The 13,986-nt window shown below is 65.6% G+C and carries 12 protein-coding genes; 9 read left to right on the plus strand and 3 right to left on the minus strand.

The features are described 5' to 3' along the window. The first annotated feature begins 86 nt into the window (after positions 1–86). Entirely contained in the window at positions 87–1,547 is a 1,461-nt protein-coding gene (locus tag ACU4IU_RS06880) for an APC family permease (protein ID WP_181271270.1), read from the plus strand. 438 nt (positions 1,548–1,985) lie between these two features. Here ACU4IU_RS06880 and ACU4IU_RS06885 read toward each other — a convergent pair whose 3' ends face one another. Then, positions 1,986–3,290 (minus strand): glycine cleavage T C-terminal barrel domain-containing protein, encoded by a 1,305-nt coding sequence (locus ACU4IU_RS06885; protein ID WP_446656258.1) that lies wholly within the window; start codon positions 3,288–3,290, stop codon positions 1,986–1,988. Positions 3,291–3,434: 144 nt separating this feature from the next. On the opposite strand from ACU4IU_RS06885, the gene ACU4IU_RS06890 reads away from it, so the two are divergent. From ACU4IU_RS06890 to ACU4IU_RS06900, 3 genes are all read left to right on the plus strand, one after another. Then, positions 3,435–4,295 (plus strand): methylenetetrahydrofolate reductase, encoded by an 861-nt coding sequence (locus tag ACU4IU_RS06890; RefSeq protein WP_259358902.1) that lies wholly within the window; start codon positions 3,435–3,437, stop codon positions 4,293–4,295. Between the two features lie 140 nt (positions 4,296–4,435). Then, on the plus strand, positions 4,436–4,915 hold the full coding sequence (locus ACU4IU_RS06895; RefSeq protein WP_446656259.1) for a carboxymuconolactone decarboxylase family protein: 480 nt from the start codon (positions 4,436–4,438) through the stop codon (positions 4,913–4,915). Positions 4,916–4,957: 42 nt separating this feature from the next. Then, positions 4,958–5,944, plus strand: coding sequence for a sigma factor-like helix-turn-helix DNA-binding protein (locus tag ACU4IU_RS06900; protein WP_446656260.1), 987 nt, complete (start codon positions 4,958–4,960; stop codon positions 5,942–5,944). An 18-nt stretch (positions 5,945–5,962) separates the two neighbouring features. Here the strand turns inward: ACU4IU_RS06900 and ACU4IU_RS06905 are convergent, their stop codons facing one another. Continuing rightward, a complete protein-coding gene (locus ACU4IU_RS06905) occupies positions 5,963–6,712 on the minus strand; it encodes an IclR family transcriptional regulator (protein ID WP_139906728.1) in 750 nt (249 codons plus the stop codon). 118 nt (positions 6,713–6,830) lie between these two features. On the opposite strand from ACU4IU_RS06905, the gene ACU4IU_RS06910 reads away from it, so the two are divergent. Continuing rightward, positions 6,831–7,607, plus strand: a complete 777-nt coding sequence (locus ACU4IU_RS06910) for an IclR family transcriptional regulator (RefSeq protein ID WP_172172457.1) — start codon at positions 6,831–6,833, stop codon at positions 7,605–7,607. A gap of 125 nt (positions 7,608–7,732) precedes the next feature. On the opposite strand, the gene ACU4IU_RS06915 is transcribed toward ACU4IU_RS06910, so the two are convergent. Then, on the minus strand, positions 7,733–8,326 hold the full coding sequence (locus ACU4IU_RS06915) for a short chain dehydrogenase (RefSeq protein WP_139469412.1): 594 nt from the start codon (positions 8,324–8,326) through the stop codon (positions 7,733–7,735). A 219-nt stretch (positions 8,327–8,545) separates the two neighbouring features. On the opposite strand from ACU4IU_RS06915, the gene ACU4IU_RS06920 reads away from it, so the two are divergent. From ACU4IU_RS06920 to ACU4IU_RS06935, 4 genes are all read left to right on the plus strand, one after another. Continuing rightward, positions 8,546–9,424 (plus strand): LysR family transcriptional regulator, encoded by an 879-nt coding sequence (locus tag ACU4IU_RS06920; protein WP_446656261.1) that lies wholly within the window; start codon positions 8,546–8,548, stop codon positions 9,422–9,424. 172 nt (positions 9,425–9,596) lie between these two features. Beyond that, positions 9,597–12,110: a GcvT family protein gene (locus tag ACU4IU_RS06925; RefSeq protein WP_446656262.1), complete on the plus strand. Its 2,514-nt coding sequence runs from the start codon at positions 9,597–9,599 to the stop codon at positions 12,108–12,110. Between the two features lie 2 nt (positions 12,111–12,112). Beyond that, entirely contained in the window at positions 12,113–12,916 is an 804-nt protein-coding gene (locus ACU4IU_RS06930; RefSeq protein ID WP_446656263.1) for an electron transfer flavoprotein subunit beta/FixA family protein, read from the plus strand. A 2-nt stretch (positions 12,917–12,918) separates the two neighbouring features. Further along, on the plus strand, positions 12,919–13,917 hold the full coding sequence (locus tag ACU4IU_RS06935; RefSeq protein WP_446657580.1) for an electron transfer flavoprotein subunit alpha/FixB family protein: 999 nt from the start codon (positions 12,919–12,921) through the stop codon (positions 13,915–13,917). Positions 13,918–13,986 lie beyond the last annotated feature (69 nt).

A 13,986-nucleotide genomic window follows, 5' to 3' on the forward strand; every position in this document is an offset into this window, starting at 1 on the left:
TTATCGGAGTTGCCGTGATTCGGCTCATGCCCGGGGCACGGCCCAGCACCTGTTCGTCCATCCACAGAGAAGTGTCGAGGAACCTCATGAGTCAACCTGAAACCCAGACCGTCACCGGAGATCGAGGCCACGGCTTCGTCCGGGCTCTCGGCACGGTCGACGCACTCTTCATCGGATTCGGTGCCATGATCGGCTTCGGCTGGGTCGTCCTCACCGGGGAGTGGCTCAACGGTGCAGGCACGCTCGGCGCCATCATCGCCTTCGCCGTCGGCGGCATCATCATGTGCTTCGTCGGCACCGTGTACTCGGAAATGGTGGCAGCGATGCCGCATGCCGGCGGGGAGCACAACTATCTCATCCGGGCGATGGGTCCCCGCGTCTCCCTGTTCGGATCATGGGCGATCACCGGCGGCTACATCAGCGTCGTCATGTTCGAGGCGGTATCGGTGCCGAAGACCGCCGTCTACCTGTTCCCGAACCTCGAGCAGATCAAGCTCTGGAACGTCGCCGGCTTCGACGTGTACCTCACCTGGGCACTCGTCGGCACGATCACCGCCATCATCATCGCCTGGGTGAACATCCGCGGCGTCAAGCTCGCTTCGATGGTCCAGACCTTCGTCGTGTGGTTCCTCATCATCGTCGGTCTCATGCTGCTCACCGGCGGTTTCGTCGGCGGCAGCCTCGAGAACACCGAACCGCTGTTCACCGGCGGCGGCGCCGGATTCATCGGCGTCATGGCGGTCGTGCCGTTCCTCTTCGTCGGCTTCGACGTCATCCCGCAGTCCGCCGAGGAGGTCAAGCTGCCACCGGCGAAGATCGGCAAGCTCGTCGTCCTCTCCGTCATCATGGCCATCGTCTTCTACATCATCATCATCGGCACCACCTCGATGGCGATGCCAGCCGACGAGCTGGGCACTCATGACCTCGTCACCGCAGACGCGCTGTCGATCATGTTCGATTCGGACATCTGGGGCAAGATCGTTATCGCCGGTGGACTCGCGGGCATCATCACGTCGTGGAACGCCTTCCTCATGGGTTCGTCCCGTCTCATGTGGGCGATGGCCGCGGCCGGAATGATCCCGAAGTGGTTCGGCAAGCTCCACCCGAAATACCGCACTCCGTCGAATGCCATCATCTTCATCGGCATCCTCTCCGCGATCGCTCCCTTCTTCGGCACTGCAGCGCTCGGCTGGATCGTCGACGCGGGCTCGCCCGCCATCGTCATCGCCTACTTCCTCGTCAGCGTCGGCTTCCTCGTCCTGCGCAAGCGCGAACCGAACATGGAACGCCCACTGCGCATCGGCGGAGATCGCAATGGCGGAGTGGTCATCGGCGTGATCTCATCGGTGCTCACGTTCATCCTCTTCATCCTCTACATTCCGATCACCCCGGTGTCTGCGCAGCTGGCATGGCAGTCGTGGGTCGGCTTCGCGGTGTGGCTGCTCGTCGGCATCTGGTTCATGATCAAGCTGCCCACCGGCATCAAGGCCGGCCCCAATGCCGAGAACGAACTCCTCGCGAAGGTCAAGGCCCTCCGCGGAAAGTGATCGCGGGAGCCGCCGTGTGAGGTGCGGCCGGGGCGCCATAATTCGCCGAGGCGAAGCGTCCTGATCCGCTTCGCCGCGGCGCAGCACCTTCCCCCGCCCCTCACCTTGAGTCGCACCCCGCACCACTAGTGGCACACCGCACCGTGAGTCGCAATCCGCACCGGCGGTCGCATCCCTCACCTTCAGCGACCTATCGCCCCTTTGCACCGGGGTGGTTTGTCGCTGAGAGTGAGGGGTGCATTGCTACCTGCAGGAGAAGCCACTCCGGGTGAGGGAGGCCGGCAGTGCCAACGGGAGGATTCGGCGCCAACGGTGCGTGATGCCGCTGCTCTGAGCCGACTGTCGCGCCCGAATATCCGAGCGCATCCGGACATGCGAACGCGGCCGCCGGCTTTGCGCAACGGCGACCGCGCTCGGTCTCGGGGAGCGGGAGTCGGCTCAGACTGCGGCGTCGAGGCCGCGCGTCTTCAGGCGCTCACGCTGGTTGGGGTTCACGCTCGGGCGGAACGGCATCTCGACCACCTCGGCGCGAACCGGGACTCCGGGAGTATCTGCGAACGGCTCCGGCAGATGCACCCAGTATTCGGTGCCGAGCTCGGTTGCCGACACCGGCACATGGGCCATTGCGATATTCGCTTCGAGTTCCGGCGAATACCACGGCGACGTCACGTACCCGACCGCCTCACCGTCAGCGGCAGCGGAGACGAGCCAGAAGTCCGGCGCATAGTCCGTAATCGGTTTGCCGCCGACCAGCAGGCCCACCAGCTGCGTGCGATACGGCGGAGTTCCGGCCTCGATCAGCCCGCGCACCTCTTCGAGCTTGGCCTTGCCGATATAGTCGGCCTCCTTCTTCCGCGGTACCTGGTACGACAGGTTGACCTGGAACGGGAGCGTCTCGAAGTCCATGTCCTGACCCCACGAGAGGATGCCCGCGGCGATCCTGCGGTGGTGGCTGGGAGCGACGACCTTGAGGTTGTACGGCTCACCGGCTTCCAGGACGGCGTTCCACATGTCCTCGGCGTACTTCGTCGCATCCTTGAGATAGATCTCGTAGCCCTTCTCACCGGTGAATCCGGTCTGGGAGATGATGACGTCGCGGCCGCCGACCTGAGCTTCCATGAGTCCGTAGCTCGGCAGTGTGCGCCCTTCCTCCCCGACGAGGTCGGCGATGACGTCGACGGACTTCGGGCCCTGGACCTGTACGGGTGCGACGTCGATCTCAGCGATCGTGACGTCGAACCGGCCGCCGACGTTGACTCCCTGCAGCCAGAGCATGAGGTCGGTATCGGAGAGGCTGAACCAGAATTCGTCGATGCCGACCCGCAGCAGGATCGGATCGTTGAGGATGCCGCCGGCCTCGTTGCACAGGATGACGTAGCGGGCGCGCATCACCGGGATCTTCGTCGCGTCACGGGTGATGACGAAGTTGACGAACGCCTCGGCGTCGGGACCCTTGACCTGGATCTGCCGTTCGACGGCGACGTTCCACAGGGTCACATCGTTGACGAGGGACTGGTACTCGGCCATCATCCCGCCCTCGTCGCGGGGGATGTAGCCGCGTGGGTGGTACATCCGGTTGTAGATCGACGCCCGCCAGCAGCCCTGCTGCATGGATAGCTCCCAATAGGGCGACTTACGGACGCGGGTGTCGATGAGCATTTCGACCGGGGTGGGGCCGGATTGACGAAGGTTGATCGGGACTTCTCTGTCGCTTTGGTCCACTGACGGGACATTGTTGTCCATGGTGTTCCCCCTGCTTGCACAGTTTTATATTATGGAACTTGATTCCCATATCATGGGTACAATGAGTGTAGGATCGGACACACCGGGACGCAAGGGACTCGCACATGCGAGTTTCATGAATCGACCTCCGAGAAGGAGACGAGGATGTCACAGTCAACGCTGCGCAGGCTGTTGAGCACCGCCCGCTACGAGGTTCTGCCCACGGCCGGGATCGTCGAACGCATCGAGGAGTACGTGGCACCGGGCCGCGAGATCACGGTGACCGCGTCGACGGGGCTGACCCTCGAGGCGACGCTGTCCACGGCCGAACAGCTCCAGGCCCTGGGCTTCCGCGCCGTGCCCCACCTGGCCGCACGGATGATCCACGGCAGACCCGAGCTCACGGAGATCGTCGATCGTCTCGCCGAGGCGGCTGTGGACCGGATCTTCGTCCCCGCAGGGGACGCCACTCCCCCGGCCGGCGGATACGTCGGTGCGCACGACCTCCTCGTCGATCTCTCATCCATGGCCGCACCGTTCCAGCACATCGGCGTCAGCGCCTATCCGGAATCGCATCCGATCATCCCCGACGATGTGACGATCCAGGCGATGTGGGACAAACGCGATTACGCCACGCACCTGGTGTCGAATCTGTGCTTCGATCCGGCGCTCATCGCGTCCTGGGTGCCCAGGGTTCGCGCACGGGGCGTCGAACTGCCGCTGGTCCTCGGTATTGCCGGCAAGGTGGAGCTGGCGAAGCTCGCCCGAGTTGCGACGAAGATCGGGGTGGGAGAGTCCACGCGGTTCCTGCGGAAGAACACGGCGACCTTCACGCGGATGGCCAAGCCCGGCGGATACAACCCGCGGAAGTTCCTCGACAAGATCGGCCCGGTCCTCGACGACCAGGATATGGGCGTCGCCGGTCTGCACATCTATACGTTCAATCAGATCAAGGACACCGAGGTCTGGCGCCGCAAGCAGCTCGCGGCCCTCGGCGGCGCCGAAGAGGTCTCGACCGCGTGGTGATCGAGTGGTGAGAAGCGACGATCGGGCCGATTCGATCACCCGATGTCGCTCCGGTGTCACACAATGGGATCCCCATCCGACACAGTAGGTGGCGGGCCGAAGAGTCGCCCGCCGCAAACGCATCAAGCGAAAGGGACCCCATGGCACGCATCAGCCTCGACCAGATGAACAAGAAGGCCTACGCCTCCGTTGCACATATGGATTCCTACTGCAGGCGAGCCCTCGGCACAGAACTCTACGACTTCGTGAAGCTGCGAGCCTCCATCGTCAACGGCTGCGGATTCTGCGTCGACATGCACTCCAGCGACCTGATCGCCATGGGGGTCTCCTCGCGCAAGGTCGTCAACGTCGCCGCCTGGCAGCACACCGGGTCGCTCTTCGACGACCGCGAGCGCAGCGTCTTCGCCCTCACCGACGCCGTGACGAAGATCGGACCGGACTCCGTCACCGACGAGATCTGGGAAGAGGCGGCGCGCCACTTCACGGATGAGCAGCTGGGAGACCTCCTGCTCGGCATCTCGACGATCAATGTGTGGAACCGCCTGGCGATCAGCACCGAAACAGTCCCACCGGCCGAGGCAGAGTCTGCTGCATCACCGGCAGACGGCGAGCAGTCGTGAGCCGCCGCCACTGAGAATCCACGGTGGTCTACATTGGTGCACGTGAACGCGCCTGACACCGAATCACCGGCGACCCGCGCCTGGGAAGAGCACCGGGGGCGACTCTTCGGAATCGCCTACCGCATGCTCGGAGACGTCGGGCTGGCCGAGGACATCGTCTCCGAGGTCGGCATCGCAGCGGTCGTCCAAGAGCGGAAGGGTGCCGCCGATCGTTCCGACGGTGCCGCTGGCCATTCGACTCAGCCGCCTTCCGGCACGTCGACTCAGCCGTCCGCCGGCCCCGGCAGGACCCGCACAGTGCGTTCCTGGCCGGGGTGGCTGACGACGGTCTGCGTCCGCCGGTCGATCGACCAGGCTCGGCATCTCGAGAGCGTCAAAGAGGAGTACCCCGGGTCGTGGCTCCCCGAACCGATTGCAACCGAAGCACTGCCCGATGAAGCCGTGGCGAACAGAGAGCTGCTGTCGGTGACCCTGCTGCATCTGGCCGATCAGCTCACTCCCGAAGCCAGGGCAGCCGTGGTTCTGTCCCGAGCATTCGACGTCCCCGCGAGCGAGATCTCTTCGATCCTGGACAAATCTGCCGCCGCTGTCCGGCAGATGATTTCAAGAGCCGAACGACGGCTCGACCTCGACAGAGACCTACCGCGCTCGGGCAACAGGCAGGTGATCGACCGCCTCGTCGACGCAATCCGCTCAGGTGATCAGAGCTCGGCGCTGCGTCTGCTGCTGGCCGACGATGCGATCTTCTGGAGCGACGGCGGAGGGAAGGTCCCGGCCACTCGGAATCCGCTGTTCGGCATCGATCGGATCATCCGATTCTTCGCCGCGGTATTCGATCCGAGCGATCCCAGCAGCCAGCAGGTGACAGGGGTGATCGCTGTCAACGGCGAAGCGGGCATCGGAATCGTCAAGGACGGTGATCTGCGTGTGCTGGCCGTCGAGGTCGACGACACCGGCCGCGTGATGGGCCTGCGACAAGTGAACAACCCGTACAAACTGAAACGGATGCGCACCGATCCTGTGTCATGACGCCGGGTACGACCGTCCCTACCGGTGGGTGACCTTGCGTCTGAGACTGCGCGAGAGCAGTCCCGCCTCATCGACGAGGAGCGCACCGAGGCGGTCGTGGTGTTCGGCGATGCGCATCGTCGGTCCGGAGATTCCCACGGCCGCGACGACGTCTCCGTCGATGCCGAACACCGGCGCGGCCAGAGCGTCGAGGCCGATCTCGAACTCTTCGTGGACGATGGCGAATCCGCGCTTGCGCACCGTGTCGAGGTCGTCTGTGAGCTCCTTGCGTGAGCCCAAGGTCTTCTCGGTGCGCCGCTCGAGCCTGCCGGTCGGCAGCGGGATGACGTCATAGGCGAACATGACCTTGCCCAGAGCCGAGCAGTGCGGCGGAACCTCCACGTCCGCCCAGTTCGTGGCGCCGAGGACGAACGTCGAATCGACCTGGGCGACCTGGACGACTCCTTTGGGTCCCGGCATGGCGAGGTTCACCGTCTCACCGGTCTCCTCGCTGAGGCGCTGCAGGGTCGGGTCGGCTGCGGCGACGAGGTTCTCCACTCGGTCGAAGCGGGAAGCATAGGTCGCGAACAGCGATCCGCCGCGGTAGAGGCCGTCACCGTCGCGTTCGACCAGACCGTTGCGTTCGAGGGCGGAGAGCAGGCGCGAGACCGTCGACCGAGCCAATGCGGTCTCTTCGACCACCTCGGTGTAGGAGATCGGGTCGTCGGACCTCACGACCAACGACAGAATCTCTGCCGCCCGGTCGATCGACTGGGTCCCATTGCTCATCGTGCTCAGCTCCGTCGGGGAAAGGGGGTCGGCGGAATCGAGGCCCACCGACCGCACTCACCCTACCCCACGCCCTCAGACTCTGGCCGGGTTGCGCGTCGTGAGTTACAGTTTCGAAATGAGCAACAAAGATGCGGGCTCGGGCGGCGTCCAATCCGTGGATCGAGCCGTGACGATCCTCGAGATCATCGCCCGCACGGGGCTCGCCGGGATCACCGAGATCGCCGGTGAACTCGGCGTGCACAAGTCGACTGCTTCACGCATCGTCTCCACCCTCGAAGCCCGCGGACTCGTCGAGCAGGACCATCGCCGAGGCAGATATCGTCTGGGCCTGTCCATCCTCCGCCTCGCCGGAGCGACGACCGCGCGTCTCGACATCGTCCAGGAAGCCCGCCCGATCACCAAGATGCTCGCCGAGGCGACCGGCGAGACGATCAACGTCGCCGTCCTCTCCGACGGTGCCGCGCTCTACCTCGATCAGGCTTCGTCGACTGCCTCGGTGCAGAGCCACAACTGGGTCGGGCAGCGCATTCCGCTGCACGCGACTTCCAACGGCAAGGTCCTGCTCTCCGGCCTCAGCGAGGCCGGCATCCGTGGGACCCTGGGCGCGAAGCTGACCCGCTACACCCCGCACACCGTGACCTCGGTTGCGCAGCTGCTCACCCAGATCGCCGAGGTGGCCACCACCGGATTCTCGCTCGTCGTCGATGAGCTCGAGGTCGGGCTGACCGCAGTGTCCGCTCCCGTGCGGAATGCTCACGGGGACGTCATCGCGTCGATCTCGGCCTCGGGACCGAGCTTCCGCTTCACCGAGGACAAGGTCGCCTCGGCGAAAGACCTGCTCACTTCGGCCGCCGCCGACATCTCGGCCCGCCTCGGGTGGCGCGAACACTGAGCCACGCGACGTCGGTACCCCACGAAATCGGCACCTGCGAAGCCGACACCCGCCGAAATCGGCACGGACACGCCGACGTCGGCCCCGCCTCGGCGATGGTGTGATCATCCTCGGTGGGGAGGTGGTCAGTCGAGGATGTACGTGGTGCCGCTGTCGATGCTCTCGACGGCGCGGCGGTAGAGATTGCCCACCGCCTCATCGGAGGCCGGCGGGAACCCGGGGAAGAAGTCGTGGAAATGCGTGGCCGATTCCAGAACGGTCGGGCTGGCGACGTTGATGCGGATGCCGCGCGGCATCTCACCGGCGGCGGCCATGACGAATGATTCGATGGCTCCACTGGCCATCGCGGCCGCCGATCCGGTGGGGATCGCGGCGCGGGCCGTCACCCCGGTCGTCAGGGTGATCGAACCGCCGTCCCTGACATGGGGCAGGCCGATGCGCACCAGATCCAGCTGGGCGAGCGTCTTGCCGTAGAACCCCGACTCGAAGTCCTCCCGGGTCAGTTCCGTGACGGGTTTGAACGGGACGTGTCCGGCCGTGCACACGATGGCATCGACCTCACCGACCTCGTTCAGCAGCGCCTCGATCGTCGCCGGATCGTCGAGATCGACCGCCGGATCCGTGCTCCGACCGACCTGAATGACTTCGTGCTTGCCTTCGAGCGCTCGGACGGCCGCGGTTCCGACGTGTCCCTTGGCTCCGATGATGAGTACCTTCATGGTGTCTCCCTCGTCTCGCTGGTGTGGTGGTCTGCTGCGAGCCTAGGCACGTTCGGAGGCGAAGAGAAATACTTCTGTGCGGATATTCATGTCTGAGACGCATGAAAAGGCTGTCGCTCCGCCAGAACGGCTGGTCCCCCTGGGTGCCTCGGTCTTCCCAAGGACTCCGCCTCTCCGCGCGGCCTGGAGAATCCAGATCGGTCGCTATACGCTGAGCGCATGAGTGTTGAGCTGCGTCATCTCCGCGCCCTGGTCGCCATCGATCAGACCGCGTCGTTCACGGTCGCCGCCGCGCTGCTCGGCACGACTCAGCCGACTCTGTCGCGGACGATTTCGCAGCTGGAGGAGCTTGTGGGGACGACGCTGGTCGAGCGGACCACCCGCAGCGTCGTGCTCACCGAGCGGGGAATGGAGTTCGCTGTCGAGGCCGCGTCCCTCGTCGGCCGGCTCGACCGGCTGCTCGAACGCTTCGGCGACGATCGCGAACCCCTCCGGCTCGGATGGGCATGGGCGGGACTGGGCAAGCACACGCACGGGCTCATCAGGGAATGGCAGGCCACCTCGCAGACACCGATCGATGCGAGTCGACCCGACGATCTGGACGCTGCATTGGCCAAGGCCGATATCGACATCGCCATTGTGAAACGGGCCGTCGGTGAACCACAAGCACCCGAGGGACGAGAGTGCCGGCCGCTCTTTCGCGAGTCCCTCGTCGCAGCCGTCTCCGTGTCCAACCCGCTCGCGGCCAGCCCTCAGCTGAGCCTCGACCAGATCGCCCACAGCACGGTGGCGCTGTGCTCCGTCTCGCCGACGGCGAGTCTGCGGCTCTGGGACGACCGACCTGTCGCGCCTCGTCCGCTGATGGCGGGAAATACAGACGAATGGCTGGTCAATGTCGTCCTCGACAAAGCTGTCGGAGTCACCTCGGCGGCGACCTCATTCACCCACTCCCACCCCGAGGTGGTCTATCGCGAGATCGTCGATTCGCCCGAGGTCGACGTCACGATCGAGTGGAACACCCGCGGCGCCCACTCGGCCTGTCCCCGATTCGCCGAGTTCGCTCAGCGGTATTTCCGAGAGCTGACCGCTCAGCCCTGACGCTGTCGTTCGACGCGATCTTCCGACCGCGCAATGACCGCGCAAGCGACCTCTTGACACTCCCGCCTCGGCGGAGGACGATCATCGTACGCAGTTCCACATAGCGCGCATCGTTGCATAATTCGCAACGATGCCGGTGAAGGCGAAGATGCCTTCAGAGAGGAGCCTGCTCATGGCTTCCGTCCCCGCCCAGGCCAGCGTCGTCGTTGTCGGCGCCGGCATCGTCGGCAACAGCCTCGTCCACCATCTCGCCGAGCTCGGCTGGACCGATATCGTCCAGATCGACAAGGGCCCGCTGCCGAATCCGGGCGGCTCGACCGGGCACGCCTCGAACTTCATCTTCCCCGTCGACCACTCGCGTGAGATCACCGACCTCACCCTCGACAGCATGCGCCAGTACAAGGAACTCGGGGTCTTCACCGAGTCCGGCGGCTTCGAGGTCGCCCGCACCGAGGAGCGCATGGAGGAGCTGCGGCGGCGCATGGCCTCGGCACGCTCGTGGGGCATCGAATCCTCCCTCGTCACCCCCGCCGAGGTCGCCGAGAAGGTGCCGTTCCTCGATCCCGAGATCATCCTCGGTGCGTTCTGGACCCCGACGGTCGGAGTCGTCGATTCGGTCCGGGCGGGCACGATGATGCGTGAATCCGCCGAAGCCAAGGGAGCGCTCACCGTGTCCCCGAACACCGAGGTGACCGGCATCGATGTCAGGGACGGGCAGATCGCAGCCGTATACACGACGAAGGGTGAGATCGCGACGAACCGCATCCTCATCGCCTGCGGTGTCTGGTCCCCGCGGATCGCCGCCATGGCCGGTGCGGCCATCCCACTGACTCCGGCGGTCCACCAGATGATCAGCGTCGGGCCCGTCCCGCAGCTGGCCGAGCGTCCCGGCGAGATCTCGTTTCCGATCGTGCGGGACATGGACACCTTCTGCTACGAACGTCAGCACGGCTCGGACATGGAGATCGGCTCCTATGCCCACCGGCCGATCCTCCACGACCCTGATGAGATTCCCTCGATCGAGGCGGCGAAGCTCTCCCCCACGGAGATGCCGTTCACCGAGGATGACTTCGACCCGCAGCTCGAACAGGCCGTCGAGCTCATGCCCGAGGTGCTGTCGAATCCGGACGTCGAGATCCGCTACGCGATCAACGGACTGCTCTCGCTGACTCCGGACGGGGCGCCCATCCTCGGTGAATCACCCCAGGTGAAGGGCTTGTGGTCGGCGGCGGCCGTGTGGGTGAAGGAAGGTCCTGGCGTCGGGCGGGCGGTGGCCGAGTGGATGACGCACGGACTGCCGGAGATCGACGTGCAGGGTGCCGACATCGCTCGATTCCACTCCCATCAGCGCACCCGCGAACACGTGCGCGCCCGCACCTCGGAGGCATTCAACAAGACCTATGGCATCGTCCACCCCGGCGAGCAGTGGGCCAGCGACCGTGACGTCCGCCGATCCCCGATGTGGCAGCGCGAGGCCGATCTCGGGGCCGTGTTCTTCGAAGCCGGCGGGTGGGAGCGGCCGCAGTGGTATCAGTCGAATGCCGGTCTGCTCGAGGAGTTCGGTGACGCGGTCATGGACCGCAGCGCCGAATGGGATTCCCGCTGGTGGTCACCGATCATCAACGCCGAACACCTCGCCATGCGGCAGCGTGCCGGGCTCGTCGACCTCTCGAGCTTCGTCATCTTCGATGTGTTCGGTCCGGCTGCTCTCGACGCTGTCCAGCACATTGCCCTGGCTCAGATGGATGTCGCCATCGGTCGGGTCGTCTACACCCCGATCCTCGATGAGAACGGCGGGTTCCGTTCCGACCTGACGATCATGCGTCTGGCGCACGACCGGTTCCGCGTCGTCACGGGTGCCGCCCACGGAATGGTCGATCTGAAATGGTTCGCCGACCGACTGCCCGATATGGGGGCGCAGATCGCCGATCTCACGAGTTCGTGGACGACGATCGGGTTGTGGGGACCGCGAGCCCGCGACATCCTCGGCTACCTCACCAGTGCTGATGTCTCCCATGAGGCATTCAAGTTCGGCACTGCCCAGACGATCGAAATCGGTTCGCTCGAGGTGCTCGCCTCCCGCATCTCCTATGTCGGCGACCTCGGTTGGGAGCTCTACGTAACGATGGAATCGGGGCTGAAGCTCTGGGATGCGCTCATGGACGCCGGCCACGCGCACGGACTGCTCCCCGTCGGACTCGGCGTCTACGGCACCACGGGCCGGATCGAGAAGGGCTACCGCGCATTCGGGGCCGAGCTCGACTCCGAGCGCAGCGTCGTCGAGGTCGGGATGGCCCGACCGAAGGTGAAGTCCCAGGACTTCGTCGGCAGGGCCGTGTATCTGCGCCACCGCGAGGAGGAGCCGAAGACGGTGCTGTGCTCGCTCACCGTCGACGATCACACGAGTGCCGGCGGGGAGAAGCGGTACATGCTCGGCGGGGAACCCATCGTCTCCGCGGACGGCGATCCGCTGATCGACGGGCACGGTCGCCACTCTTATGTCACCTCGGCGGGATCGGCTCCCAGCCTGGGCAAACACGTGCTCATGGCGTTCCTCCCACCCGCCGAGGCGGTGCTGGGCAACCGTCTGCAGGTCGTGTACATGGAGGAGTTCTATCCCGTGACGGTGGCAGCGGTCGATTCGACACCGCTGTTCGACCCCGACAACGAGTGCATCCGGAGGTAGCCGTGAACATCCTCGTCTGCATCAAACGCGTCCCCGATATCGCCGGTTCCGTCACTCTCGACGACGCGGGCACCGGGATCGACGAATCCGGGCTCGGCCACACCATGTCCTCACACGAGGAGTGCGCTGTCGAGCTCGCGATCCAGACCGCGGCCCAGGCCGGTGGGACCGTCACCGTGCTCACTCTCGGTCCCGCCGAGGCGGTCGAGCAGCTGCGTGCGGCCGTGGCGGTGGGAGCGAACGACGGCATCCTCGTCGAGGCGGCCGACCCGTCCGTGTTCGCCCCCGAGGATATTGCGCAGGTCATCGGTGATGTCATCCGTGATCGCGCCGAGGCGGGGCAGACCTTCGATCTCGTCCTCACCGGTGACGATGCCGCCGACACCGGCGATTTCCAGGTCGGGATCCGCCTGGCTTACGACCTCGGGTACCCGGTGCTCACGAATATCCAGACGATCAGTGTCGGCGGGGCGGCTGGAGGCGGCGGCGAGCGCGGCTCCGGGCGGATCGAGGCGCGCGGGATCGGACCGGTGGGAACGGAGATCTTCTCCCTCGGTCTGCCCGCGGTCGTCGCCGTCCATGAGGGCGGGGTCGATCCGCGCTATCCCTCGATCACCGGGCGGATGAAGGCGAAGAAGGCCCAGGTCGTCGAATACGACGCGCCCGTTCCGGGGATGGGCAGCCCCCGGCTCCGGCTCGAACTGCCTGAGGTGAAGGCGAGTTCGGTGACCATCCTCGGCGAGGGCCCCGAAGCGGCTCCCGCCCTGGTCGATGTGCTCGAGGAGATCGGAGTGATCCGGCCATGACTATGGTTTTCGTCGAAACGGACCCGGCAGGCGAGGTCACACTCACCTCCGCCGAAGCCATCACCTTCGCCCGCAAAAACCCCCAATTACTACCTGACGGGGGCGCAGCAACCTCGCGCGAGGTATCTGGGCCGCCGTCAGGTAGCACGGAGGGGGTGGTGATCGGCCCGCTCAGTGATGCTGCGGTTGAGTCGCTGGGGCGGCTCGGGGTCGGTGTCATCCATCATCTCGACCATCCGGATCTCGCGGAGTATTCTGCGGCGGCGTGGGCCCAGGCGATCGTCGACGTCGCTCCGGAGTCCGGCACACTGTTGGCCTCGGGCACCCCGCGCGGTATGGAGCTCATGGCCCACGCCGCGGTCCGCACCGGCGCCCGCATGGCTGCCAATGTCATCGCCGCCGACGCAGAGGGCCTGCTCCGTCAGGTCCACGGCGGCACCACCTTCGAACGCCTCCGCCTCGACGGGGATCTGCAGGTGCTCACGATCGCCGGCCACGCCTGCACTCCCGAAGAGACGACCCCAATCACCCCGGAGGTCTACGCCTATGACCTCACCGTCGCCGAGGCGGACCTGACCACCCGTGTCCAGCGCACCGAGGTCGAGGCCGCCGATGATGCGTCCGGACTGACCTCGGCCAGGGCCGTGGTCGGGGCCGGTCGCGGAGTCGGTTCGGAGAACGGATTCGCCGAAGTCCTCGAACTCGTCGACCACCTCGGCGGTGCCCTGGGCGTCTCCCGTGTGGTCACGGGCCTCGGCTGGCGCCCACACGCCGAACAGGTCGGCCAGACAGGCAGCCGCATCTCCCCCGACGTCTACATCGCCTGCGGGATCTCAGGAGCAATCCAGCACATGGCCGGAATCGAGGGGGCGAAGACGCTCGTGGCCATCAACACCGATGAAGAATCGACGATGGTCCAGCGGGCGGACTATGCGATCATCGGCGACCTCCACGAGGTGGTCGGAGCCGTCAACGAGGAGATCGTCCGCCGTCGCGGCTGAGCGCAGTTATAGTTTCCTCAAAGACCTCCGCAAATGGGGGTCTCCAGGAAGCGGCGAAAGGCGGCTGTC

The organism is Brevibacterium sp. CSND-B09 (assembly GCF_052906525.1).

What these genes read in the sequence shown, in the direction of transcription:
- ACU4IU_RS06880 (WP_181271270.1), top strand. Translation starts at nt 87, where the DNA reads ATGAGTCAACCTGAAACCCAGACCGTCACCGGAGATCGAGGCCACGGC.
- ACU4IU_RS06885 (WP_446656258.1), bottom strand. Translation starts at nt 3,290, where the DNA reads ATGGACAACAATGTCCCGTCAGTGGACCAAAGCGACAGAGAAGTCCCG.
- ACU4IU_RS06890 (WP_259358902.1), top strand. Translation starts at nt 3,435, where the DNA reads ATGTCACAGTCAACGCTGCGCAGGCTGTTGAGCACCGCCCGCTACGAG.
- ACU4IU_RS06895 (WP_446656259.1), top strand. Translation starts at nt 4,436, where the DNA reads ATGGCACGCATCAGCCTCGACCAGATGAACAAGAAGGCCTACGCCTCC.
- ACU4IU_RS06905 (WP_139906728.1), bottom strand. Translation starts at nt 6,712, where the DNA reads ATGAGCAATGGGACCCAGTCGATCGACCGGGCGGCAGAGATTCTGTCG.
- ACU4IU_RS06910 (WP_172172457.1), top strand. Translation starts at nt 6,831, where the DNA reads ATGAGCAACAAAGATGCGGGCTCGGGCGGCGTCCAATCCGTGGATCGA.
- ACU4IU_RS06915 (WP_139469412.1), bottom strand. Translation starts at nt 8,326, where the DNA reads ATGAAGGTACTCATCATCGGAGCCAAGGGACACGTCGGAACCGCGGCC.
- ACU4IU_RS06920 (WP_446656261.1), top strand. Translation starts at nt 8,546, where the DNA reads ATGAGTGTTGAGCTGCGTCATCTCCGCGCCCTGGTCGCCATCGATCAG.
- ACU4IU_RS06925 (WP_446656262.1), top strand. Translation starts at nt 9,597, where the DNA reads ATGGCTTCCGTCCCCGCCCAGGCCAGCGTCGTCGTTGTCGGCGCCGGC.
- ACU4IU_RS06935 (WP_446657580.1), top strand. Translation starts at nt 12,919, where the DNA reads ATGGTTTTCGTCGAAACGGACCCGGCAGGCGAGGTCACACTCACCTCC.